This window comes from Burkholderia sp. HI2500 (genome assembly GCF_002223055.1).
Lineage (GTDB): Bacteria > Pseudomonadota > Gammaproteobacteria > Burkholderiales > Burkholderiaceae > Burkholderia.
Genome location: NZ_NKFL01000004.1, coordinates 308,919 through 330,380, shown reverse-complemented (window position 1 = coordinate 330,380; position 21,462 = coordinate 308,919). Strand labels below are relative to the sequence as shown.

Annotated in this window: 25 protein-coding genes and 1 riboswitch; of the genes, 10 read left to right on the top strand and 15 right to left on the bottom strand. The window is 67.1% G+C overall.

The features are described from left to right. Window positions 1–5: 5 nt before the first annotated feature. Genes fahA through CFB45_RS04010 form a run of 5 tightly spaced genes read right to left on the bottom strand, consistent with a single transcriptional unit; the run spans window position 6 to window position 5,935 of the window. Entirely contained in the window at window positions 6–1,310 is a 1,305-nt protein-coding gene (fahA, locus tag CFB45_RS04030) for a fumarylacetoacetase (RefSeq protein ID WP_089424614.1), read from the bottom strand. Next, window positions 1,307–2,641 carry a homogentisate 1,2-dioxygenase gene (hmgA, locus tag CFB45_RS04025; RefSeq protein ID WP_089424613.1) on the bottom strand — a complete coding sequence of 445 codons (1,335 nt, stop codon included), beginning with the start codon at window positions 2,639–2,641 and terminating at the stop codon, window positions 1,307–1,309. Before hmgA ends, fahA begins: the two co-directional genes overlap by 4 nt. Window positions 2,642–2,656: 15 nt before the next feature. Next, window positions 2,657–4,018: an MFS transporter gene (locus CFB45_RS04020; protein WP_089424612.1), complete on the bottom strand. Its 1,362-nt coding sequence runs from the start codon at window positions 4,016–4,018 to the stop codon at window positions 2,657–2,659. After that, the gene (locus CFB45_RS04015) at window positions 4,015–4,245 is read right to left on the bottom strand and encodes a DUF2783 domain-containing protein (protein WP_069247256.1); all 231 of its coding nucleotides are present in this window, start codon (window positions 4,243–4,245) and stop codon (window positions 4,015–4,017) included. Before CFB45_RS04015 ends, CFB45_RS04020 begins: the two co-directional genes overlap by 4 nt. Window positions 4,246–4,273: 28 nt before the next feature. Beyond that, complete coding sequence (locus CFB45_RS04010; RefSeq protein ID WP_089424611.1) at window positions 4,274–5,935, bottom strand: FAD-dependent oxidoreductase; 1,662 nt, start codon at window positions 5,933–5,935, stop codon at window positions 4,274–4,276. A 364-nt stretch (window positions 5,936–6,299) separates the two neighbouring features. Here CFB45_RS04010 and CFB45_RS04000 point away from each other — a divergent pair, with 364 nt between their 5' ends. Beyond that, window positions 6,300–7,103, top strand: a complete 804-nt coding sequence (locus CFB45_RS04000; protein WP_089424610.1) for an EAL domain-containing protein — start codon at window positions 6,300–6,302, stop codon at window positions 7,101–7,103. 205 nt (window positions 7,104–7,308) lie between these two features. Here the strand turns inward: CFB45_RS04000 and CFB45_RS03995 are convergent, their stop codons facing one another. Both CFB45_RS03995 and CFB45_RS03990 read right to left on the bottom strand, forming a co-directional pair. Further along, window positions 7,309–7,719 carry a GFA family protein gene (locus tag CFB45_RS03995; protein WP_089424609.1) on the bottom strand — a complete coding sequence of 137 codons (411 nt, stop codon included), beginning with the start codon at window positions 7,717–7,719 and terminating at the stop codon, window positions 7,309–7,311. A 131-nt stretch (window positions 7,720–7,850) separates the two neighbouring features. Then, window positions 7,851–8,642, bottom strand: a complete 792-nt coding sequence (locus CFB45_RS03990; protein ID WP_089424608.1) for an IclR family transcriptional regulator — start codon at window positions 8,640–8,642, stop codon at window positions 7,851–7,853. A 213-nt stretch (window positions 8,643–8,855) separates the two neighbouring features. On the opposite strand from CFB45_RS03990, the gene CFB45_RS03985 reads away from it, so the two are divergent. After that, window positions 8,856–10,043, top strand: a complete 1,188-nt coding sequence (locus CFB45_RS03985; protein ID WP_021157157.1) for an acyl-CoA dehydrogenase — start codon at window positions 8,856–8,858, stop codon at window positions 10,041–10,043. 150 nt (window positions 10,044–10,193) lie between these two features. On the opposite strand, the gene CFB45_RS03980 is transcribed toward CFB45_RS03985, so the two are convergent. Further along, window positions 10,194–10,832: a peroxiredoxin gene (locus CFB45_RS03980; protein WP_069247250.1), complete on the bottom strand. Its 639-nt coding sequence runs from the start codon at window positions 10,830–10,832 to the stop codon at window positions 10,194–10,196. A 318-nt stretch (window positions 10,833–11,150) separates the two neighbouring features. On the opposite strand from CFB45_RS03980, the gene CFB45_RS03975 reads away from it, so the two are divergent. The 3 genes from CFB45_RS03975 to CFB45_RS03965 all read left to right on the top strand — a co-directional run bounded on the left by CFB45_RS03975 (window position 11,151) and on the right by CFB45_RS03965 (window position 12,453). Continuing rightward, complete coding sequence (locus CFB45_RS03975) at window positions 11,151–11,453, top strand: DUF883 family protein (protein ID WP_006494044.1); 303 nt, start codon at window positions 11,151–11,153, stop codon at window positions 11,451–11,453. A 123-nt stretch (window positions 11,454–11,576) separates the two neighbouring features. Then, entirely contained in the window at window positions 11,577–11,966 is a 390-nt protein-coding gene (locus CFB45_RS03970) for a phage holin family protein (protein WP_011351086.1), read from the top strand. A gap of 43 nt (window positions 11,967–12,009) precedes the next feature. Beyond that, on the top strand, window positions 12,010–12,453 hold the full coding sequence (locus CFB45_RS03965; RefSeq protein WP_089424607.1) for a DUF3318 domain-containing protein: 444 nt from the start codon (window positions 12,010–12,012) through the stop codon (window positions 12,451–12,453). Between the two features lie 57 nt (window positions 12,454–12,510). On the opposite strand, the gene CFB45_RS03960 is transcribed toward CFB45_RS03965, so the two are convergent. From CFB45_RS03960 to glyA, 7 genes are all read right to left on the bottom strand, one after another. Further along, window positions 12,511–12,957 carry a type IV pilin protein gene (locus CFB45_RS03960; RefSeq protein WP_089424606.1) on the bottom strand — a complete coding sequence of 149 codons (447 nt, stop codon included), beginning with the start codon at window positions 12,955–12,957 and terminating at the stop codon, window positions 12,511–12,513. Next, a complete protein-coding gene (locus CFB45_RS03955) occupies window positions 12,954–13,415 on the bottom strand; it encodes a pilus assembly protein (RefSeq protein WP_256978216.1) in 462 nt (153 codons plus the stop codon). Before CFB45_RS03955 ends, CFB45_RS03960 begins: the two co-directional genes overlap by 4 nt. A 203-nt stretch (window positions 13,416–13,618) precedes the next feature. After that, entirely contained in the window at window positions 13,619–14,452 is an 834-nt protein-coding gene (locus CFB45_RS03950; protein WP_089424604.1) for a PilW family protein, read from the bottom strand. Further along, window positions 14,442–14,843, bottom strand: a complete 402-nt coding sequence (locus tag CFB45_RS03945) for a type IV pilus modification PilV family protein (protein WP_089425855.1) — start codon at window positions 14,841–14,843, stop codon at window positions 14,442–14,444. The genes CFB45_RS03950 and CFB45_RS03945 overlap by 11 nt, the downstream gene beginning before the upstream one ends. Window positions 14,844–14,848: 5 nt before the next feature. After that, the gene (locus CFB45_RS03940) at window positions 14,849–15,412 is read right to left on the bottom strand and encodes a GspH/FimT family pseudopilin (protein WP_089424603.1); all 564 of its coding nucleotides are present in this window, start codon (window positions 15,410–15,412) and stop codon (window positions 14,849–14,851) included. 153 nt (window positions 15,413–15,565) lie between these two features. After that, window positions 15,566–16,045 (bottom strand): transcriptional regulator NrdR, encoded by a 480-nt coding sequence (nrdR, locus tag CFB45_RS03935; protein WP_089424602.1) that lies wholly within the window; start codon window positions 16,043–16,045, stop codon window positions 15,566–15,568. Window positions 16,046–16,051: 6 nt separating this feature from the next. Beyond that, entirely contained in the window at window positions 16,052–17,299 is a 1,248-nt protein-coding gene (gene glyA, locus CFB45_RS03930; RefSeq protein ID WP_021157166.1) for a serine hydroxymethyltransferase, read from the bottom strand. Window positions 17,300–17,436: 137 nt separating this feature from the next. Further along, window positions 17,437–17,537: riboswitch (ZMP/ZTP riboswitch) on the bottom strand. Between the two features lie 180 nt (window positions 17,538–17,717). Here glyA and CFB45_RS03920 point away from each other — a divergent pair. The 5 genes from CFB45_RS03920 (at window position 17,718) to tolA (ending at window position 21,372) form a co-directional block, all read left to right on the top strand. Then, window positions 17,718–18,464 (top strand): SDR family NAD(P)-dependent oxidoreductase, encoded by a 747-nt coding sequence (locus tag CFB45_RS03920; protein ID WP_089424601.1) that lies wholly within the window; start codon window positions 17,718–17,720, stop codon window positions 18,462–18,464. 102 nt (window positions 18,465–18,566) lie between these two features. Then, a complete protein-coding gene (gene ybgC, locus CFB45_RS03915; RefSeq protein WP_089424600.1) occupies window positions 18,567–19,052 on the top strand; it encodes a tol-pal system-associated acyl-CoA thioesterase in 486 nt (161 codons plus the stop codon). Window positions 19,053–19,182: 130 nt separating this feature from the next. Continuing rightward, window positions 19,183–19,860 (top strand): protein TolQ, encoded by a 678-nt coding sequence (gene tolQ, locus CFB45_RS03910; protein ID WP_021157170.1) that lies wholly within the window; start codon window positions 19,183–19,185, stop codon window positions 19,858–19,860. Between the two features lie 10 nt (window positions 19,861–19,870). After that, complete coding sequence (gene tolR / locus CFB45_RS03905) at window positions 19,871–20,320, top strand: protein TolR (RefSeq protein ID WP_011351075.1); 450 nt, start codon at window positions 19,871–19,873, stop codon at window positions 20,318–20,320. Continuing rightward, window positions 20,317–21,372 carry a cell envelope integrity protein TolA gene (tolA, locus tag CFB45_RS03900; protein ID WP_089424599.1) on the top strand — a complete coding sequence of 352 codons (1,056 nt, stop codon included), beginning with the start codon at window positions 20,317–20,319 and terminating at the stop codon, window positions 21,370–21,372. The genes tolR and tolA overlap by 4 nt, the downstream gene beginning before the upstream one ends. Window positions 21,373–21,462: the final 90 nt, after the last annotated feature.

The window sequence follows — 21,462 nt, the reverse complement described above, 5'->3', positions numbered from 1 at the left end:
GCGCGTTACGCCTTCAACGCCGGCAGGATCTTGCCGACGCACGCGCCGAAGCCGACCCGATAACCGTCGCCCTGGCACCATCCGGCGAGCGTGAGCTCGTCGCCGTCCTCGATGAACGCGCGGCTGCCGCCACCGTTCAGCGCGACCGGCTCCTTGCCGTTCCACGTCAGTTCGAGCAGGCTGCCGAACGAATCCTTCGTCGGCCCGCTGATCGTGCCCGAACCCATCAGATCGCCCACGCGCGTGTTGCAGCCCGCGACCGTGTGATGCGCGAGCTGCTGCGCCATCGTCCAGTACATGTGCTTGAAGTTCGTGCGGCTGATCGACGTGGCTTCGGCCGCCCCTTCCTCACGTAGCGTCACTTCCAGCGCGATGTCGAACGCATGCTTGCCCGCGTGCTGCAGATACGCGAGCGGCTGCGGCGACTGCTCCGGCTGCGCGACGCGGAACGGTTCGAGCGCGTCGAGCGTGACGATCCACGGCGAGATCGTCGTCGCGAAGCCCTTCGAATTGAACGGCCCGAGCGGCACGTATTCCCACTGCTGGATGTCGCGCGCGCTCCAGTCGTTCAGCAGCACCATGCCGAAGATATGCGCTTCCGCGTCCTCGCACGCGATCGGCTCGCCAAGCGCGTTGCCCTTCCCGACGATGAAACCCGTCTCCAGTTCGATGTCGAGCTTGCGGCAGGCACCGAACACCGGGCGCTCCTGGTCGGGCAGCTTCAGTTGCCCGTTCGGGCGCCGCACCGGCGTGCCGCTCACGACCACCGACGACGCGCGGCCGTTGTAGCCGATCGGCATCTCCGACCAGTTCGGCAGCAGCGCATTCTTCGGATCACGGAACATCGAGCCGACGTTGGTCGCGTGCTCCTTCGACGAATAGAAATCGGTGTAGCCGGGAATCTCGACCGGCAGATGCAGCGTCGCGTCGCGCTGCGCGACGAGCACCTGTGCGCGCAGCGCCGTATCGTCACGCAGCCGTGCGTTGTCGCGCGAGAACAGGTCGGACAGCTGCACGCGCACGCTGCGCCATGCGTCGCGGCCGAGCGCGATGAATGCATTGAGCGTCGGCGCGGCGAACACGTCGGCGCCGGCCGGCAGCGTCACGAGGCCCGCACGCGCGAGCGCAGCGAGATCGACGATCTGGTCGCCGAGCGCCACGCCCGCACGGCGCGACGCTTGCTTCGCATCGCTGAAGATCCCGAACGGCAGGTTCTGGATCGGGAAATCGCAGGCGGGATCGTTCGCCGTCTCGACCCAGCTCTTGCGGGCCGGGTCGAGCGTCGCGCGCCAGTCTTGGGTATCGCTCATTTTTGCTCCGGATTGAAATGTTTCTTGATGCCTTGCCAGCATTCGAAGTAGTCGGCCTGCAGCTGCGCGGTGTCGAGCGCGTAGCGCGTCGGCCGGATCAGCGTGCGGGTTTCGAACATGAACGCCATCGTCGCGTCGACCTTGTGCGGCTTCGTCGTGTCGCTCGCGGACGCCTTCTCGAACGTGTCCGCGTCGGGCCCGTGGCCCGACATGCAGTTGTGCAGGCTCGCGCCGCCCGGCACGAAGCCTTCGGCCTTCGCGTCATAAGCGCCGTGCACGAGCCCCATGAATTCGCTCGCGACGTTGCGGTGGAACCAGGGCGGGCGAAACGTATCCTCGGCCGCGAGCCAGCGCGGCGGGAAGATCACGAAGTCGATCGTGTCGACGCCCGGCGTGTCGCTCTGCGACTGCAACACCAGGAAGATCGACGGATCGGGATGGTCGTAGCTGATCGAGCCGATCGTATTGAACAGGCGCAGGTCGTATTTGTACGGCGCGTAGTTGCCGTGCCACGCGACGACGTCGAGCGGCGAATGGCCGATGTCTGCGCGCCACAGGCGGCCGTTCAGCTTCGCGATCAGTTCGAACGCGCCTTCGCGGTCTTCGTACGCGGCTTGCGGCGTCAGGAAGTCGCGCGGATTCGCGAGACCGTTCGAGCCGATCGGGCCGAGGTCCGGCAGGCGCAGTTGCGCGCCGAAGTTCTCGCAGATATAGCCGCGCGCGTCGCCGTCCGGCAGCGTGACGGCAAAACGCACGCCGCGCGGGATCACCGCGATCTCGAACGGCTCGATGTCGACCCGGCCGAATTCGGTCGCGATGAACAGCCGCCCGTGCTGCGGCACGATCAGCAGTTCGCCGTCCGCGCTGTAGAAGAAGCGGTCCTGCATCGAGCGGTTCGCCGCGTACAGGTGGATCGCGCAGCCGTTCATCGCAGCGGCCGAGCCGTTGCCGGCCATCGTCACGAGCCCGTCGACGAAGTCGGTCGGCTCGACCGGCATCGGCAGCGGATCCCAGCGCAGCTGGTTCGGCGGTGTCGGCGGCACGTCGGCCGAATCAGCGAATTCCGACACGAGCCGCTGCGGGCCCGCATACGGCTCGAACGGCCGGTGCACGGCCGCCGGGCGGATACGGTACAGCCACGAGCGGCGGTTGTGGCCGCGCGGCGCGGTGAACGCCGTGCCCGACAGCTGCTCCGCGTACAGCCCGTACGGCGCGCGCTGCGGCGAGTTGCGGCCGTGCGGCAGCGCGCCGGGCAGTGCCTCGGTCGCGAATTCGTTCGCGAAACCGCTCTGGTAGCCGGCGGTTGCCGGTTTCGACAGGTCAAGCGTCATCGTTTCCTTTCTCCCTCAATTCATCGCGGCGTTCGGCGCCTGCGCGTCGTTGCGCCGCGTCACACCGGCCAGCCCGAGGACGAACAGCGCCGAGCACAGCACGGGCACCGCGGCCGCGTGGAACAGCGCACCGTTCGACCAGTTGAGCGCAATCAGTTGTCCGCCGACGAGCGGCCCAAGCACCGAGCCGATCCGGCCGATGCCGAGGCTCCAGCCGATGCCCGTCGAGCGCAGCGACGTCGGGTAATACTGGCCCGCGAGCGCGTTCACGGCCGGCTGCCCGCCGATCACGCAGAACCCGCCCGCGAACACCACCACCAGCAGCCACGGCAGCGCATGCGCGACCGAGCCGATCAGCCCCACCGACACGGCCGCGCACGCGAAGCAGGCGAACAGCACGCGCACGAAGCCGTAGCGTTCGATGAACCAGCCGAGCGACAGCGTGCCGATCACGCCGCCCGTCTGCAGCACCGTGCCGACGATCACCGCCGTGCCCTGCGCATAGCCCGCGTCGCGCATCACGGTCGGCAACCAGTTCGACAGGAAGTACAGATCGATCAGGTTCATGAAGCTGATCGCCCACAGCAGCAGCGTGACCGGCAGGCGGCCGTGGCTGAACAGCTCGGCGACCGGCGCGCCGGTCGCGGCGCGCTCGCGCACGACGATCCGCGTGTTCGCGTCGATGCCGGCCTGCGGCGCGAAATGCGCGAGCCACGCGCGTGCCTGCGCGACGCGCCCTTTCAGCACCAGGAACTGCAGCGACTCGGGCAGCCGCGCGACCATCGCGATCGTCAGCACGAGCGGCACCGCGCCGCCGACGAAGAACACCGACCGCCAGCCGAGCGCCGGAATCAGCGCGGCGCTGATGAAGCCGCCGAGCGCCGCGCCGAGCGTGAAGCCGCACGACACGATCATCATCCGCTTCACGCGATGCGCGGCCGGGCTGAACTCGCCGACCAGCGCCATCGCGTTCGGCATGATGCAGCCGAGGCCGAGGCCCGTGACGAAGCGCAGCGCCATCAGCACCGGGATCGAACCCGCGAACGGCGTCGCGAGCATCGTCACCGCGAAGAACAGCGTCGAGCCGATCAGCACCGGGCGCCGCCCGATCCGGTCGGCCAGCACCGACAGCCCGAGCGCGCCGAGCAGCATCCCGAACAGGCTCGCGCTGAACACGGGCCCCAGCGCCTGCTTCGGCACGCCCCATTCGGCGATCACGCTCGGTGCGACGTAGCCCATCGCCTGCGCATCGAACCCGTCGATCACGAGGCACAGCCCGCACAACACGAGCAGCATCCAGTGGAAGCCCGGGCGATGGGTCTCGTCGATCACGCGCTCGACTTCGAGCACGCGCGCGTCGGCCGGCGCCGCGCTCATTGCGTCACCTCGGCGGCCGGATGCACGGGCGGCGTCACGCCCTGGCGCGCGAGCGCCATCGCTTCGCGCAGCACGTCGGCGTCGCCGATCTGGTTCGCGAGCAGCAGGATCAGCTTCGCGTTGACGAGCTGGCTGTCGGCGTCGGACAGGTCGCGATGCATGTCGATCAGCGCTTCGTAGAACGCGTCCGGATCAGCCAGGCGCGGGCGGGTGTCGAGTGGGGGCATGACGGAGTCTCCGGTGTCTTTATCGTTTTCAGCGTGCGCAGGTCGCGCGCGCCAGTGCGTCGGCCAGCGCCTGACGGTCGAGCGTGCGCGTGCGCGCGCACACGTGCTGGTCGGGACGCAGCAGGTAGAACGTGCCGGGCTTCGCGTCGTAGCGTTGCGCGGCGAAGCCGTCGACATCCTCCACGACGACGACACCCGCGACCGCTTGCGCGTGACCGGCCGGCACGACGAGCACGGGCCGCACCGGCAGCGCGAGGCCGTCGAGCGCCTGCGCGAGCGCGGCCGCATCGCCCGGCAACCCGAACAGCACGCCGGTGAAGCCGCTGCCCAGATGCTGCAGCAGCCAGCCCGACGCGCCCTGCGCACGCACCGGCGCATCGGCCGCCGCCGCGCCCGGCCGCATCGCGCCCGCGAAGGCGTCGCCGTTGCGGTCCGGTGTGTTCAGCGGCGAATCGGCGAGCACCGCCGGCACCGACAGGCGGCCGCTGTTCACGAGCTTGCGCGCGAACTCGCAGTCGCGCGCAAGCTTCAGCGTCGCGTCGCGGAACACGCGCGATACCGGGCTCTTCGGCGTGATGAAGTCGGTCGAGCGCGTCGAGTTGCGGATGTTCTCGTCGGCCGCGAACTCGCGCTCGCTCGCATACGTGTCGAGCAGGCTGTCGGCCGAGCGGCCGTCGAGCACGAGTTTCAGTTTCCACGCGAGGTTGTCGGCGTCCTGCACGCCGCTGTTCGCGCCGCGCGCGCCGAACGGCGACACGCCGTGCGCGGAATCGCCCGCGAACAGCACGCGGCCGTGCCGGAACGATTCCATCCGCTGGCAGCGGAACGTATAGACACTCACCCATTCGAGCTCGAACTCGACGTCCGGCCCGAGCAGCGCACGCACGCGCGGGATCACGCGCTCCGGCTGCTTCTCGGCGACGGGATCGGCATCCCAGCCGAGCTGGAAGTCGATGCGCCATACGTTGTCGGGCTGGCGATGCAGCAGCACCGACTGATTCGGGTGAAACGGCGGGTCGAACCAGAACCAGCGCTCGGTCGGAAACTCCGCCTTCATCTTCACGTCGGCGATCAGGAAACGGTCCTTGAACGTGCGGCCGTGGCTTTCGAGACCCATCATCGTGCGCATCGGGCTGCGCGAGCCGTCGGCCGCGATCACGTACTGCGCGCGCAGCGTCGCGACGCCCTCCGGCGTTTCGATCGTCAGCACCGCGTGTTCGGCCGACTGGTCGATGCCCGTGACCTTGTGCTTCCAGCGGATGTCGATGTTCGGCAGCTCGAACGCGCGGTCGGCCAGGTAGCCTTCGACGTAGTACTGCTGCAGGTTGATGAACGCGGGGCGCGCATGCCCTTCCTCGGGCAGCAGGTCGAACGCGTACAGCTGCTCGTCCTGCAGGAACACCTTGCCGACGTGCCAGCTCACGCCCTTGTCGACGAAGCGCTCGCCGCAGCCGAGCCGGTCGAAGATCTCGAGCGTGCGCTTCGCGAAGCAGATCGCGCGCGAGCCGGTCGACAGCGTGTCGTCGTCGTCGAGCAGCACGACGCTCACGCCCTGCTGCGCGAGGTCGATCGCGGCCGCGAGGCCCACCGGGCCCGCGCCGACGACGATCACCGGGTGAACGGTCGTGTCCTGTGCACGCGGGCGGTATTCGAACTTCAGCGTCTGGTAATCGATGCTCATGGTCGCCATCCGCTCCTCAACCCTGCCGGGCGCGGGCCGGCACGCCCGTCTTCCCGTCCGTCGCCTGCCGGCGCGCCGCGCCGCTCTCCCGCGTGCCATTCCTGTCAACCGCCACGTCTCGCTCCTTGCTTCCTGTTGATTCGTGAACGGCGCCGTTTCGCGGCGCCCGCATGCCGCATTTCTTGATCGGCGACAAATCCTGGATTTACGAATAGTAAAACCAATTACGAATAGTGAAATCAACGTAAACCCTAGGCGAAGCGTCGACGACGGGATAACCATATGAACGAAACGCCGAGCCGAGCTTGGCCGGCACTGCTAATATCAAGCTACGAGGCGGCCCGTTCGGCCGCCGTTTTTCCTTCTTACGCCGATGATTCCGCCCACCATTCCCGAGCTGGTCGCCCGTGCCGGGCAACTGCCGTATCTGCGGGATCACCTCGCGCTCGCCGATGGCGGCACCGCAAGCGCGAACCTGCCCGAGCGCACGCTCGGCAGCGCCTACGAACCGATCTACGACGTGACGATGCCGGGCGCACCGCAATCGACGTCGTTCGCCGACGCGATCGAGCGCTACGGCGACGAGCTCGGCTTCCAGGCCGTGACGGTCGTCACGGGCGCACCGCACGATCCGGTCGACTCGGCCGTCGACGACCAGACGCTCGTCGCGATCGACCGCCTGTCGCGTGCGCTGCACGCGATCAATTTCTTTGGCGCGCAGCGCCATGGGCTGCTGTTCCTGCGCGTGCACGAACGGCTGCTGAAGAGCGTGAAGTACGACCACGGCAAGCATTTCTCATCGGTGCTGCAGCGCTTCGGGCTGCCGGCCGAGCGGATCGTGATCGAGCTGCCGGCGGTCGCGGTCGCGCACAAGACCTTCCTCGGCTACCTGACGCGCAGCTATCAGCATCACGGCTTCAAGGTCGCCGACAAGCTGCCGGACCCGGGCCGCATCCTCGCGGTCGAATCGGAGATGGCGCGCCCGGACTACATCAAGATGGATGCGGGCATCGCGTTGCGTGACGGGATGGTCAAGGCGCTCGTCGCGTATGCGCAGCGCGTGCGGATTCCGCTGATCTTCGACGGCGTCGTCGACGAAACGCAGTGCGAGCTGCTGCGCCAGTACGACGTCCGGTTCATGCAGGGGCCCGTGTTTGCGAAGGTCGTGACGGCCTGAGCCTCGGTGCATGAGGGGGTTCGCACACGCGCGGCGTCGCGTGCCGACAGTGGAATGCAGGTGATGTGACGTGGGGATCGGGCCGCCTGGCTCGCCCCGTCGTCCCAGGTCCGGCCGGCGGTTGCCGGCCTCGTGGAAAGACCGGCTTAGCGGGAACGCGCGCGCCTCGCTTCCGGCACGGTCGATGTCGGCGGTGACCTACCGCTTACGCCCTTCCACCGTCATCGTACTTGGGCAGATCGTCGTCGATCTCGATGCCCGGGAAGCGATCCCCATACCAGACATGCCAGGCCGGACGTAGCCGCAACGGCTCGTCGAGCGTCGCGTAATTGATCTCGACCGTCCTGGGCGCATCACTGAGCCGGTATTCGAGCTGCGCGCCGCAACGGCCGCAGAAGCGCCGCTCGCCCCACGCGCTCGACGCATACACCGTCGGCTCACCTTGCAGGTATTCGAACGCGTCGATCGGCACCGATGCCGACGCGACGACCGCCGCGCCGGTCGTGCGCTGACAGAGCCGGCAGTGGCAAAAACCGGCGTCGGCCGGAACATGGGTGATCCGGTACCGGATCGCGCCACATGCGCATCCGCCTTCCATCGATTCTGCGTGAGACATGGCAAGCCTCTTCGTCGGTGAGCTGGCGAACGATCATGCGCGCGGTTCGTCCGTGACACAACCGGCGGCGGTGTCACGCTCGGGCGCTGCCGACCGTACCGGCGACGCCCCCTACCGCGCGCGCCCGTCGCTCAGGCCGTCTGCCCGAGCCGCTGCGCGAGCGCCTTCAGCTTCGGCCCGACCTGCGTACGGAACACGTCCTCGTCCATCGACGATGCAGGGCCGCTGCAGCTCAGGATCAGCCAGCGCCCCTCGCGCGGCTCGCGAAACGGGGCGGCCGCCGCGTTGACGTCCATGTGCCACGCCCTGAACGAATAGCAGCAGCCACCCGCCGAGAACTCGGCCACCGCCTGCTGCGCGGCGGCGACGAGCGCATCGGCGTCGGCCGCGCCGCCGGCCGCACGATGCAGCTCCGCATAAAGCGCGCGGCGCACGTCTTCCGGCTGCACGGCCAGGTACGCGCGCCCCATCGAGCTCGTCAGCATCGACAGCCGCGAACCGGGCGCGAGCCCGAGCGTCAGCGCGGTCTCGCTGCGGATCGTCTCCAGGTAGATCATGTCGAGCCCGTCGCGGCAGCCGAGCGACACGGCCGCGCCGATGTCGCGCGCGAGCGCCTGCATGTGCGGCCGCGCGAGGTCGATCGTGCCCGAGCCCGACAGCAGCGCGTAGCCGAGCGACAGCACGCCGGCGTCGAGCGCATACTTTCCGAGCGTCTCGTCGTAACGCAGGTAGCCGAGCACGGTCAGCGTGTAGGCGAGCCGGTTCACCGTCGCCTTCGGCAGCCCCGTGCGCTCCGCGAAGTCGCGGTTGCCGAGCATCGTCTCCCCGGGCCGGAATGCGCGCAGCAGGTCGAGACCGCGCGCGAGCGCGACGACGAACTTGCGTTCGTCGATCGTGGTTTCGTCGATGGTTGAAAGTGTCATCTGGTGCTACACTGGGTTCGATTTGCAAAACATTGTTCCGCACAGCGGAACTTCCGTCAAGCAAACTCTCAGGCAACAAACCCGACTGAATCAGGGACTGACCGCAAAGCATGGGATCCGAGTACGCGCTAAAGCGCTAACTCGGGTCGACCGCGAAGCATGGGACCCGAGTTAGCGCTTTAGCGCTAACTCGGGTCGACAGGAGATGAGACGATGAGTGCTGCAACTTTTCATTGGGACGATCCGCTGCTGCTCGACCAGCAACTGACCGAAGAAGAGCGGATGGTGCGTGATGCCGCGCAGGCGTACGCGCAGGACAAGCTCGCACCGCGCGTCACCGAAGCGTTCCGCCACGAACGCACCGACGCCGAAATCTTCCGCGAGATGGGCGAAGTCGGCCTGCTCGGCCCGACGATTCCCGAGGAATACGGCGGCCCCGGCCTCAACTACGTGAGCTACGGCCTGATCGCCCGCGAAGTCGAGCGCGTCGATTCGGGCTACCGGTCGATGATGTCCGTGCAGTCGTCGCTCGTGATGGTCCCGATCTACGAATTCGGCTCCGACGCGCAGAAGCAGAAGTACCTGCCGAAACTCGCCACCGGCGAATGGATCGGCTGCTTCGGGCTGACCGAGCCGAACCACGGCTCCGATCCGGGCAGCATGGTCACCCGCGCGAAAAAAGTGCCCGGCGGCTACTCGCTGTCCGGCGCGAAGATGTGGATCACCAACTCGCCGATCGCCGACGTGTTCGTCGTGTGGGCGAAGCTCGAAGAGAACGGCAAGGACGCGATCCGCGGCTTCATCCTCGAGAAAGGCTGGAAAGGCCTGTCGGCGCCCGCGATCCACGGCAAGGTCGGGCTGCGCGCGTCGATCACCGGTGAGATCGTCCTCGACGAGGTGTTCGTACCGGAAGAGAACCTGATGCCGAACGTGAGCGGCCTGCGCGGCCCGTTCACGTGCCTGAACTCGGCGCGCTACGGGATCGCATGGGGCGCGCTCGGCGCCGCCGAGTCCTGCTGGCACACCGCGCGCCAGTACGTGCTCGACCGCCAGCAGTTCGGCCGGCCGCTCGCCGCGAACCAGCTGATCCAGAAGAAGCTCGCCGACATGCAGACCGAAATCACCCTCGGCCTGCAAGGCGTGCTGCGCCTCGGCCGGATGAAGGACGAAGGCACGGCGGCCGTCGAGATCACGTCGATCATGAAGCGCAACTCGTGCGGCAAGGCGCTCGACATCGCACGACTCGCGCGCGACATGCTCGGCGGCAACGGTATCTCCGACGAATTCGGCGTCGCGCGCCACCTCGTGAACCTCGAAGTGGTCAACACGTACGAAGGCACGCACGACATCCACGCACTGATCCTCGGCCGCGCGCAGACGGGCATCCAGGCATTCTTCTGATCGTCCGGATGCGGCGAGCGCGGCAAGCACGCCGCGCCATGCTCGCGCAAAAGACACGGCCCGCCCGGCAGTCATGCCGGGCGGGCCGTTTTTCATCGGATCCGCGCACCAGGCCGCCGGCCCGGTAGCGCGTTCCTCTGCAGCCGATGCTTACTTGTTCGGCTGCGGCGTGAGGCGCAGATACGGACGCACCGCGTTGAAGCCCTTCGGGAAGCGTTTCTTCAGCTCTTCCGGATCCTGCAGCGACGGGACGATCACGACGTCGTCGCCATCCTTCCAGTTGCCGGGCGTCGCGACCTTGTAGTTGTCGGTCAGTTGCAGCGAGTCGATCACGCGCAGCACTTCGTCGAAGTTGCGGCCCGTGCTGGCCGGATACGTGATGGTGAGCCGCACCTTCTTGTTCGGGTCGATCACGAACAGCGAACGCACCGTCAGCGTTTCGTTCGCGTTCGGATGGATCATGTCGTACAGCTGCGAAACCTTGCGGTCCGCATCGGCGATGATCGGGAAGCCGACGACCGTCGACTGCGTATCGTTGATGTCGTTGATCCAGCCCTTGTGCGACTCGACACCGTCGACCGACAGCGCGATCACTTTTACATTGCGTTTCTCGAATTCGCCCTTCAGCTTCGAGGTCAGCCCGAGTTCGGTCGTGCACACCGGCGTGTAGTCGGCCGGATGGGAGAACAGGACGCCCCAGCTGTTGCCGAGCCATTCGTGAAACTTGATCGGGCCCAGGCTCGATTCCTGCTCGAAATCCGGTGCGATGTCGCCAAGACGCAGACTCATGATGTTCCCTCCTCGAACGATGCTGGTTGAAACCGCGCCCGGATCGGCGCGGGAAAGTCTGTCAGCTTACGGGAAGCAATGGGGCATGCGAACGATTATTCCGTTTGATATTCATACTTTTTTGTCATTTTTGCCTGGTGTCGGGGCGGGACAACCGGCCAAAAGGGAAACTTTTCAACCCGTTTGTCGCTCTGTTCATGATTGCGAGTCGTTTACCATGCAGTCTTGCACCGCCACCGTGTGTCTTCCCGGCTCGCCAGCAGGCAGGCGTTTCGCTAGGATATGAACCTGCAGCATGACAGCACGAAGGGAGTTGCAATGTCGGAAATCAACAAGGAGAAACTGATGTCGGATATCAAAACCGTTCTCTCGGACGCCGAAGACCTGCTCAAGCAAGCTGCGAGCAGCACGGGCGACCGTGCGGCCGAGCTGCGCGAGAAAGCCATGTCGCGCCTCAAGCAGGCCAAGGAAAAGGCGGCCGACGTCCAGGTCGTGGTGGTCGAGAAAGGCAAGAAGGCCGCACGCGCGACCGACGACTACGTGCACGAGCATCCGTGGACGTCGATCGGCGTTGCCGCCGGCGTGGGCGTGCTGATCGGCCTGCTGATCAACCGCAAGTAACGCGCTCTGCGCCGTTTCGTGCCGTTGGCCGCGTCGCGCGGCCTGCGGGCGTCGAAGCCAGCCGGCGGTTTCCGCCGGCCGGCTTTGTCCTAGCTGCACACTGCACGCGCACGCACCTCACCCATGACGACAGACACCACCTCGCAGCCGTCCGGCCAAGGACCGCTGCGCCGCCTCGTCGGCTCCGCGATCGGCCTTCTGCAAACGCGCCTCGAACTGGTGGGCATCGAGCTCGCCGAGGAGAAGGAGCGCCTGATGGGCGTGCTGTTCCTCGGGCTCGCCGCGATGATGCTCGCCACGATGGCGCTCATCAGCCTGACCGTACTCATCGCGATCGCGTTCTGGGATACCTACCGCTGGCAGTCGCTCGCGGCGATCACCGCGCTGTATGCCGCGGGCGGGATCGCATGCGCACTGAAGGCCCGCTCGGGCCTGCGCGACGCGCCGACCGTATTCGAGGCGACGCTCGCCGAACTCGAGAAAGACCGCGAACTGTTCCGCGGCAAGCCGTGAACGCAGTCGCGCTCACCCCTCCCACCTACTTCGCCGACGCGCCATGAGCCAGAACGTCACGGGCAATTCACCCCGCTCCCATTCGTCGCGATCGAACTGGAGCGCGTCGCAGCATCGCGCGCTCCGCAAGGAACTGCTGATCCTGCGATCCGAAGTCGAGCGGCTCGAACTCGCGGAAGCCGCCGGCGACATGCGCCGCGCGGTGACGCGCTTCAGCTGGCTCAAGGTGTTCATTCCCGGCCTGTCCAGCAGCAAGTTCAGCCAGTCCGCCAAGAACCTGAACGCGAACCTCGGACAGCTCGTCAACCAGTATCCGATGCTGAGCTCGCTCGCATCGCTCGTCCTCGCCAAACCCGTTCGCTCGCTGCTGCGCGCGAGTGCGGGCCCCGCGCTGAAGTGGGGCACCCTCGGTTTCGCGGCATGGGAGGTCTACCGGATCTGGAAGCAGTCCCGCGACGAGCGCGGACTCGACACGCACGACGACTGACCGTCGTCGGCATCCCGCGCGCACGGCCAAGCGCCGTGGCGCGCCCTCCCGCCGCATTCAACGCACGCCCCAGCACGCCGCGACCTGTCCGTCGGCGCCGTCACTTCGCACATTGCCTTTCGTCCCGTCCGAACGCAGCGTGAATGCACCGCACGCGTCGTCGTGCATCGGGCCCGTGTCGAGCGGGATGGCCTCCAGGTCATAACTCGCCGGCGAATCGTCGCGGTCCGGCCGCCTGAGCGCCAGTCGATAGACCGCGCGCCCGTCCGGCGGCGCTTGTGTGAGCGCCGTCGGCAATGCCGAAGGCGGCACACCGTCCAGTGTTTCAAGATATTGGGCCGCACGGTACAACGCGGCGACCGCCGACGCGCGATGAACGCGCACGACATGCTCGCGATACGACGGGATGCCCCATCCGGCCAGCACCGCAACGATCGCGAGCACGATCATCAGTTCGATCAGCGTGAATCCCGCCGAGCGGTATACGGACGCGCGACCGTTCATCGAAGCACCGTCGCGACGCGACGCCAGTGCAGGGCGACGATGTGTCCATCGCGGATCGCGACCTGGTGCTGCAGCCAGACTGCGCTCGATGCATGCGCACCGACGCCACGGGCGGTGACGACGTATGCGCGGCCGCCGGCCGGCCCCGCCCCGCGCCACGCTTCGATCAGGCATCGCGGCGGTTGAACGGCCATCGGCCATCCGGCGAACGGCGCGAACGCTTCGGCGGCCACCAGCGCCGGCATGCGCCGCCACGCGTCGGGCTCCGCGCGCGACTCGCCTTCGCTCACGTACGGCGCCGCGCCCCGGCGCAATCGCGCGGTGCACGCTGCCAGCGCGGCATCGGCCGCGTGGAATGCAACCAGCCGATCGGATAACGCGCGCGTGCGGCGCGACTCCGTCAGTGCGGCTTCGAACCACGTGCCGGTCAGCGCCGCCACCACTGCGCCAACCGCGATCACCGCAGGCAATGCGAGGCCCGCGTCGCGACGCCAATCGCGGCTGGCTGACCGCAAGCGTATGTGCGGCGCTCGCTGGCTCGCTGTTTGGACTTTCGCATCTGCAGCCTGCCGCGGACCGTCACTGCGTGTTTCGATTCGCTCATGCGTGTTGCGTGTCGCAACACACCGCGACCTCTTGCGCGCATACTGCCTCGCTCCGTTCATCGCGGCACCTCGGGTTCATCCGTGACATCACGCGACGTATCGTCGAATGTGCGCGCGGCATTGCGCAACGCGACGATGCGATCGAGCGTCAGACGCACGCGGCCGTCTTGCGCAACGACAATGCGGCCGTCGCAGTCGACGTGCCGCACCGGCTCGCCCGTCGGTTCGCCGCGCGCCCGCACGCAGACATGCACGGCCACGACATCGCGCCAGTCGTCGCCGCGCAATGCGTCGGCCTCGACGAACTGCGTGCCGCCGCGGCGAAGATAGCGCACCCGCAACTGATCGATTCCCGACACGACCGGCTGCGGCGTGCCCGGACGGCCGCTTCCTTCGCAATACAGTTCAGGCTCGCCCGTCGACGGACTGGTGTGCACATCGAAGCGGTTCTCCACCGGCGCACGTTCGCCGGACACGCCGACACCCTGCCCGAGGCAATCCGACACCTGGCCGCTAACGGTGAGCCACGTCGACACGGCATCGCCAACATACCGGATCAGCAAAGCGTCCGACGCACCGCGCACCGGCTCGCACCGTACCTGCGCGCCCTCGCCCCTCACGCGCGCCATCGAACAGCCGAATACGGATGGCAACGACGAGACACCTTCCAAATCGAGCGGCCGAAATCCGGCCATCTGGATCTGCTGGCCGATCAGCATCAGTGCGGTGCCAGCCGCATCGCGCATCCGGAACCCGTCGTCCGCGCGCCGCTGTGCGACGCGCTGCGCGTGGTACAGCGCACCGGCCGCCGCGAGCACGAGCAGACCGACGGTCATCGCAATCAGCACTTCAAGCAACGTATGCGCACGCATGCGGCGATCAGCGTTCATCGGCTTCAGCCTCCCGATACGGAATCCGGACGCACGACGGCGGCTGCGCCGAGCTTCCCTCCGCTTCGCATCGCGGCCCGGTGGCCGCATTGGCGCCGCGCCAGCCGACAACCATGTAGCGAACGCCATCCGGCCCGTCACCGCGCGTCATCGTGCCGCCGGGCAGCGACGCTGCGGCTCGCGCCGCGAGGCCATCGTCGGCCACCGCAGCGACGTGCAAGCGCTCGATACGCGCATCGGCCAGCCACAGCGCGCGTTCACGCCAGATCGTCGCGCGCTGCGCACGCGCCATCGCAAGCTGGCTGCCCGCGACCGCCAGCATGACGGTCGCGAGCAGCGCGATGGCCAGCATCGCTTCGATCAGCGACGTGCCGCGCATGGCGTTGCGCATGACGCTCACGCCGCGTCGCAACGGCCGGCGACAACCCGCGCCCGGCCGCCTGCCGCGATCCGCACGCAACGCGATGCATGCGCGTCGTCCGCCCCCGGCACGTCGCGTCGCGGACGCAATTCGAAGCGCCGGATGCCACCGATTGCCTGTCCGACCGGCGGTGCGAACGCGAGATCGTGCGCGGCACCCGCGACGGCCACTTCGGCATCGCGCGGATAGCGCCGCAGCACGCGCGACTGCCCGTCGACCTGCCCGCTGACGATCCAGTCACACGACCATTCAGCCGGATCGCACCGCTCACCCGCTCGCAGACAGGTACCGGCGCTACCCGCCCGGCACAGCGTGACGCGCACGCCGAGACGCGTCGCCTCGTTACGTGCAAACGACAGCGCACCGAGCAACGCGCGCGAGCGTGCATCCACGCGTTCGCGCATGCGCCACTGGTCGAACGCAGGCGCAGCATAAAGCGCGAGCCCGGCCGCCAGCGAGATGGCGACCATCAATTCGACGAGCGTGAATCCGCCCGCGCGTCGCAATACATTTTTCAGGGGTTGAGCGTGCAGTCCCATCGCAGTCGTCCGTCGCCAAGGTGATGCGACGACTGTAGCGACACGTGCGGACACGCACCATTTGCCGAATGGCTGACTGGCGGCATGCGATCGCGCCCGACACAATCGGCGCGAACTGACCCAACGGAGAAGACGATGAACGAACGCAGCGCGTCAGCGCTTACGTGGAGTCTTGGCGGGAGAGGCGCGACGGAACTCTTCGATCACGTCGGCAAATTCGGAAACGTCCTCGAACCGGCGATACACCGATGCGAAGCGGACATAAGCGATCGTATCGAGCCCGCGCAACTCGTTCATCACGAGTTCGCCGAGTTTCTCGCTACGCACTTCGCGCTCGCCTGTCGCGAGCAGTTGATATTCGATGCGGGCGACCGCCGCGTCGATCGCGTCGGCAGCGACCGGCCGCTTGCGCAGCGCGAGTTGCATGCTGGCGACGAGCTTGCGACGGTCGAATTCCGTGCGGCTGCCGTCCTTCTTCACGACGAACGGCAGGGACAGCTCGACCCGCTCGTACGTCGTGAAGCGCTTGTCGCAAGCCGAGCAGCGACGGCGCCGCCGGATCGCGGCGCCATCTTCGGACACGCGGGAATCCACGACCTGCGTGTCGTCATGCCGGCAGAACGGGCAGCGCATCGTCGATCAGCGATAGACCGGGAAACGCTTGGTCAGCTCGGCGACCTGCGCGCGCACGCGCTCGATCGTCGCTGCATCTTCCGGATTGTCCAGCACGTCCGCAATCAGGTTGCCCACCTGCTCCGCTTCCGCCGGACCGAAGCCGCGCGTCGTCATCGCCGGCGAACCCAGGCGCACGCCGCTCGTCACGAACGGCTTTTCCGGGTCGTTCGGGATCGCGTTCTTGTTCACCGTGATGTGCGCCGCGCCCAGTGCCGCTTCCGCTGCCTTGCCCGTGATGTTCTTTGCGCGCAGGTCCACCAGCATCACGTGGCTTTCCGTGCGGCCCGACACGATCCGCAGGCCGCGCTTCACCAGCGTTTCAGCCAGCACGCGGGCGTTCTCGACCACCTTTTCCTGGTACGCCTTGAACTCCGGCGACAGCGCTTCCTTGAACGCCACCGCCTTGCCCGCGATCACGTGCATCAGCGGGCCGCCCTGGATCCCCGGGAAAATCGCCGAGTTGATCGGCTTCTCGTACTCGGCCTTCATCAGGATCACGCCGCCGCGCGGGCCGCGCAGGCTCTTGTGCGTCGTCGTCGTCACGAAGTCCGCGTGCGGCACCGGGTTCGGGTACACGCCCGCTGCGATCAGGCCCGCGTAGTGGGCCATGTCGACCATCAGGTACGCACCGACCGACTTCGCGATCTTCGCCAGACGTTCGAAATCGATCTTCAGCGAGAACGCCGACGCGCCCGCGACGATCAGCTTCGGCTTGTGCTCCTGAGCCAGCTTCTCGGCCGCTTCATAGTCGATGTCTTCGTTCTCGTTCAGGCCGTAGCTCACCACGTTGAACCACTTGCCCGACATGTTCACCGGCGAACCGTGCGTCAGGTGGCCGCCGTGCGCGAGGCTCATGCCCATGATCGTGTCGCCCGGCTTGAGCATCGCGAAGAACACGCCCTGGTTCGCCTGCGAGCCCGAGTTCGGCTGCACGTTCGCGGCTTCCGCGCCGAACAGCTGCTTCACGCGGTCGATCGCCAGCTGCTCGACCACATCGACGTATTCGCAACCGCCGTAGTAGCGCTTGCCCGGATAGCCTTCCGCGTACTTGTTCGTGAGTTGCGAACCCTGTGCGGCCATCACCGCCGGGCTCGTGTAGTTTTCCGACGCGATCAGCTCGATGTGATCTTCCTGGCGGCGGTTTTCCTGCTCGATCGCGGCAAAGATTTCGGGATCGACGTTCGCAATGGTGCTTTGGGCTCTGTCAAACATACGGTTTCCGTTAAGTGTGTACAGGTTGACCGGAGCGGCCGAGTACGGTGCGCTGCTGGCGGGACCAGCTCGACGTGGCGGAAGAATCCGTATGACGCGAGGCAGGACAGCCACCGGCGATGCACGCGACGGCGCACAACGGCTGCCCAGGCGAACGGCAAAAACGGCGCCCCGCGCTTCACGGTGGGATGCTCCACCTTGAACCCGAAGGGTTCTATCGCCAGTCACGCAGGGGTGATGAGCGCGTTAGTGTATTGGATGCGTCATGAATAGGCAACCGCACGGCGGTGCGCCGGAAGCAATTGGGGCCAGACTCTACGCGCCCGTGCGGGAACGCTGTGCCGCCTTGCCGCGGTGCGGCAATCTCAGTAGGCTTGCGGGATATCACTCGCTATTTTGTCATCCACCAGGAGCAGCAATGATCGTGTTCGTCACAGGCGCGTCCGCCGGCTTCGGCGCCGCCATCGCCCGTGCCTTCGTCAAGGGAGGCCACCGCGTCGTCGCGACCGCGCGCCGCAAGGATCGTCTCGATGCGCTCGCCGCCGAACTCGGCGATTCCCTTCTGCCGCTCGAGCTCGACGTACGCGATCGCGCGGCCGTCGAGGCCGTGCCGGCCGCCCTTCCCGCCGAATTCGCGGCGCTCGACGTGCTCGTCAACAACGCCGGCCTCGCGCTCGGCGTCGAGCCGGCCCAAAAGGCCAGTCTCGACGAATGGCACACGATGATCGACACGAACTGCACGGGCCTCGTCACGGTCACGCACGCGCTGCTGCCCGGCATGATCGACCGCGGCCGCGGCCACATCTTCAATATCGGCTCGGTCGCGGGCTCGTACCCTTATGCGGGCGGCAACGTCTACGGCGCGACCAAGGCTTTCGTCAGACAATTCAGCCTGAACCTGCGCACCGACCTGCTCGGCACGCCGCTGCGCGTCACCGACATCGAGCCTGGCCTGTGCGGCGGCACCGAATTCTCGAACATCCGCTATCGCGGCGACGACGCCAAGGCGGCGAACGTCTACAACAATGTCCAGCCGCTGATGCCCGAGGACATCGCCGACACGATCTACTGGATCGCGACGCGCCCGGCGCATGTCAACGTCAACACGATCGAGCTGATGCCGATCGCGCAAGCCCCCGGCGGCCCGACCGTCCACCGCGGCTGAAGCCACGCGGGCCCGGCCCCTCCGGGCCGGCCCGCGGTGTGCTACGGCATACTACATTCCGTTACGAATCGGTTACGAATCAGGCTCTTGCCTTCCGGTAGAATGCGCGCCATGACCCAGCCTACCCGCTCCCCGGAAGCGCCGTCCGGCTTCATCTGGCCGGTGCGCGTGTACTACGAGGATACCGACGCAGGCGGCATCGTCTTCTATGCCAACTACCTGAAGTTCTTCGAACGCGCCCGCACCGAGTGGCTGCGCGCATGCGGCATCGACCAGCGCCAGCTCGCCGACGACACCGACGCGATCTTCGTCGTCCGCAGCACGTCGCTCGACTACCGCGCCCCGGCGCGACTCGACGACACGCTGGCGATCACGAGCCGGCCCGGACGCATCGGCCGCGCGTCGGTGGAATTCGCGCAGGAAGCCTGGTGCGGAGACACGCTGCTCGTATCCGGGCACATCCGTCTCGGCTGCGTCGACCGTACCGGCATCCGGCCCGCGGCCATCCCGCCGGCCGTGCTCGACGCGCTGCAGCGCGGGCCCGTCATCGACGACGGGCAGACTGCACTGTCAACGAAGCTCGCATGAGCGCCGTTTAGACAAAGCCTATGAACTTGCCTTTCTGATTCGATACTAAGCAAGGTTCGGCGCCAGGCATGGCCGGCGCGCCGCGCCACACGCATACCGGGCGCCCCGAAGGGACGTTACTCAAACCTCTATGAACACTTCTCAAGACCTGTCGATCATTTCCCTCGTCCTCAACGCGAGCGTGCTGGCCCAGGCCGTGATGGGGCTGCTGCTGCTGCTGTCGCTGATGTCGTGGACCTTCATCTTCCGCAAGTGGTTTGCGATCCGCCGTGCGCGCGCGCAGACCGAACGCTTCGAGAAGGATTTCTGGTCGGGCGGCGACCTGCAGGCGCTGTACCAGAGCGCAGCCAACAACCGCCACACGATCGGCGCGCTCGAGCGAATCTTCGAGTCGGGCATGCGCGAATTCCTGAAGGCGAAGGAAAAGCGCATCAGCGATCCGGGCCTCGTGCTCGACGGTGCGCGCCGCGCGATGCGCGCGTCGTTCCAGCGTGAAATGGACGTGCTCGAAGCGAACCTCGCGTTCCTCGCATCGGTCGGCTCGGTCAGCCCGTACATCGGTCTGTTCGGCACGGTCTGGGGGATCATGAACTCGTTCCGCGGCCTCGCGAACGTGCAGCAGGCCACGCTCGCCAACGTCGCACCGGGCATCGCCGAGGCGCTCGTCGCCACCGCGATCGGCCTGTTCGCCGCGATTCCGGCGGTGGTCGCGTACAACCGCTACGCGCACGACATCGACCGCCTCGCGATCCGCTTCGAGACCTTCATCGAAGAGTTCTCGAACATCCTGCAGCGTCAGGCCCAGTAAGGAGCGCGCCATGGCAGGAAGCCCCATCCGATCCAGCATGCGCGGCGGCCGCTCGCGCCGCGCAATGGCCGACATCAACGTCGTGCCGTACATCGACGTGATGCTGGTGCTGCTCGTGATCTTCATGGTCACCGCACCGCTCGTCGCCCCGTCGATCATCAACCTGCCGACCGTCGGCAACGCCGCGCCGCAGGAGCAGACACCGCCCGTCGTCGTCAACATCAAGGCCGATCGCACGATGAGCGTCAAGTACAAGGGCGACTCGGGCGCGACCCAGGAAGACACGATGACGAAGGCCGAGCTCGACAGCTTCATCGTGGCCCGGCAGGCTGACCATCCCGACCAGCCGGTCGTGATCGCGGCCGACAAGACGGTGCAGTACGATGCCGTCATGACCGTGATGTCCGATCTGAAGGCGCGCGGCGTCAAGCGCGTCGGCCTCCTCGTCAAATCGCAATGAACCGGCAGCAATCCACGCGCAGCTCCGCCTACCCGCCTCAGCCTCCCCGCGAGCGCGGCACCTGGCGCGCATTCGCGCTCGCCGCGCTGATGCACGTGCTGCTCGCGCTGTTCCTGTATCACGGCGTGCAGTGGCAGAACAGCACGCCGGCCGGCGCCGAAGCCGAGCTGTGGACCGAGGTGCCCGATGTCCCCGCGCCGCGGCCCGTTGTCACACCCGCACCGCCCGTGAAGGTCGCGCCGCCCCCTCCCCCGGTGCGCGACGAGCAGGCCGACATCGCGCTGCAGCAGAAGAAGCGGCAGCAGGAAGCGGCCGCGCGTGAAGCACTGCTCGAGCAACAGCGTCGCGCGCAGCAATTGAAGGCCCAGCAGGAAGAGCAAGCCCGGCGCGCGCAGCTCGCGGCGCAGCAGGCAGCCGCACTCGCCGCGCAAAAGGCCGCGGAACGCGACAAGCAGAAGCAGGCCGACAAGCTCAAGCAACAGCAGCTCGCCGAGCAGCAGAAGCTCGAACAGCAGAAACTCCAGCAGCAAAAGCAGGCGCAGCTCGAAGCGCAGCAGGCGGCGAAGGCGAAGGCCGACGCGGCCGCGAAGGCAAAGGCGGAAGCCCAGGCCAAGGCGAAGGCCGAAGCCACGGCGCGCGCGAAGGCCAATGCGGCAGCGAACGCGAAGCTCGACCGCGAGCGCAGCGCACGCCTGGCACAGATGCAGGGCCTGTCCGGCGCCGGTGAAGGCGGCGGCGAAGGCCTCGCGAAAAGCGGCACGGGCACGGGCTCAGGCGGCAATGCCGCGACGCCCGGCTATGCCGACAAGGTGCGCCGCCGCGTCAAGCCGAACATCGTTTGGGGCGGCGAGCGAGCAGGCCTGACCACCGTCGTCAAGATTCGGTGCACGCCGTCCGGTGACGTCTTGAGCGCATCGGTTTCCCGCTCCAGCGGGAATTCGGGGTGGGATCAAGCCGTGGTGAGTGCAATCCACGCGTCGGTCCCGTTGCCGCCCGATTCTAACGGTCGTACCCCGTCTGACATTACGATTACCTTCAAGGCGGCGGAGTGAAAAGAATTGCGCTTACACTCCGGGCGTCGCTGTCGGACGGGAACGAATCGGGTATTTTTACTGTCTCTGCCGTTGCGCAGCGATCCAAGC

Excerpts from the sequence above, each read along its gene's own strand:
- fahA (WP_089424614.1), bottom strand. The coding sequence starts at position 1,310 with ATGAGCGATACCCAAGACTGGCGCGCGACGCTCGACCCGGCCCGCAAG.
- hmgA (WP_089424613.1), bottom strand. The coding sequence starts at position 2,641 with ATGACGCTTGACCTGTCGAAACCGGCAACCGCCGGCTACCAGAGCGGT.
- CFB45_RS04020 (WP_089424612.1), bottom strand. The coding sequence starts at position 4,018 with ATGAGCGCGGCGCCGGCCGACGCGCGCGTGCTCGAAGTCGAGCGCGTG.
- CFB45_RS04015 (WP_069247256.1), bottom strand. The coding sequence starts at position 4,245 with ATGCCCCCACTCGACACCCGCCCGCGCCTGGCTGATCCGGACGCGTTC.
- CFB45_RS04010 (WP_089424611.1), bottom strand. The coding sequence starts at position 5,935 with ATGGCGACCATGAGCATCGATTACCAGACGCTGAAGTTCGAATACCGC.
- CFB45_RS04000 (WP_089424610.1), top strand. The coding sequence starts at position 6,300 with ATGATTCCGCCCACCATTCCCGAGCTGGTCGCCCGTGCCGGGCAACTG.
- CFB45_RS03995 (WP_089424609.1), bottom strand. The coding sequence starts at position 7,719 with ATGTCTCACGCAGAATCGATGGAAGGCGGATGCGCATGTGGCGCGATC.
- CFB45_RS03990 (WP_089424608.1), bottom strand. The coding sequence starts at position 8,642 with ATGACACTTTCAACCATCGACGAAACCACGATCGACGAACGCAAGTTC.
- CFB45_RS03985 (WP_021157157.1), top strand. The coding sequence starts at position 8,856 with ATGAGTGCTGCAACTTTTCATTGGGACGATCCGCTGCTGCTCGACCAG.
- CFB45_RS03980 (WP_069247250.1), bottom strand. The coding sequence starts at position 10,832 with ATGAGTCTGCGTCTTGGCGACATCGCACCGGATTTCGAGCAGGAATCG.
- CFB45_RS03975 (WP_006494044.1), top strand. The coding sequence starts at position 11,151 with ATGTCGGAAATCAACAAGGAGAAACTGATGTCGGATATCAAAACCGTT.
- CFB45_RS03970 (WP_011351086.1), top strand. The coding sequence starts at position 11,577 with ATGACGACAGACACCACCTCGCAGCCGTCCGGCCAAGGACCGCTGCGC.
- CFB45_RS03965 (WP_089424607.1), top strand. The coding sequence starts at position 12,010 with ATGAGCCAGAACGTCACGGGCAATTCACCCCGCTCCCATTCGTCGCGA.
- CFB45_RS03960 (WP_089424606.1), bottom strand. The coding sequence starts at position 12,957 with ATGAACGGTCGCGCGTCCGTATACCGCTCGGCGGGATTCACGCTGATC.
- CFB45_RS03950 (WP_089424604.1), bottom strand. The coding sequence starts at position 14,452 with ATGAACGCTGATCGCCGCATGCGTGCGCATACGTTGCTTGAAGTGCTG.
- CFB45_RS03945 (WP_089425855.1), bottom strand. The coding sequence starts at position 14,843 with ATGCGCAACGCCATGCGCGGCACGTCGCTGATCGAAGCGATGCTGGCC.
- CFB45_RS03940 (WP_089424603.1), bottom strand. The coding sequence starts at position 15,412 with ATGGGACTGCACGCTCAACCCCTGAAAAATGTATTGCGACGCGCGGGC.
- nrdR (WP_089424602.1), bottom strand. The coding sequence starts at position 16,045 with ATGCGCTGCCCGTTCTGCCGGCATGACGACACGCAGGTCGTGGATTCC.
- glyA (WP_021157166.1), bottom strand. The coding sequence starts at position 17,299 with ATGTTTGACAGAGCCCAAAGCACCATTGCGAACGTCGATCCCGAAATC.
- CFB45_RS03920 (WP_089424601.1), top strand. The coding sequence starts at position 17,718 with ATGATCGTGTTCGTCACAGGCGCGTCCGCCGGCTTCGGCGCCGCCATC.
- ybgC (WP_089424600.1), top strand. The coding sequence starts at position 18,567 with ATGCGCGCCATGACCCAGCCTACCCGCTCCCCGGAAGCGCCGTCCGGC.
- tolQ (WP_021157170.1), top strand. The coding sequence starts at position 19,183 with ATGAACACTTCTCAAGACCTGTCGATCATTTCCCTCGTCCTCAACGCG.
- tolR (WP_011351075.1), top strand. The coding sequence starts at position 19,871 with ATGGCAGGAAGCCCCATCCGATCCAGCATGCGCGGCGGCCGCTCGCGC.
- tolA (WP_089424599.1), top strand. The coding sequence starts at position 20,317 with ATGAACCGGCAGCAATCCACGCGCAGCTCCGCCTACCCGCCTCAGCCT.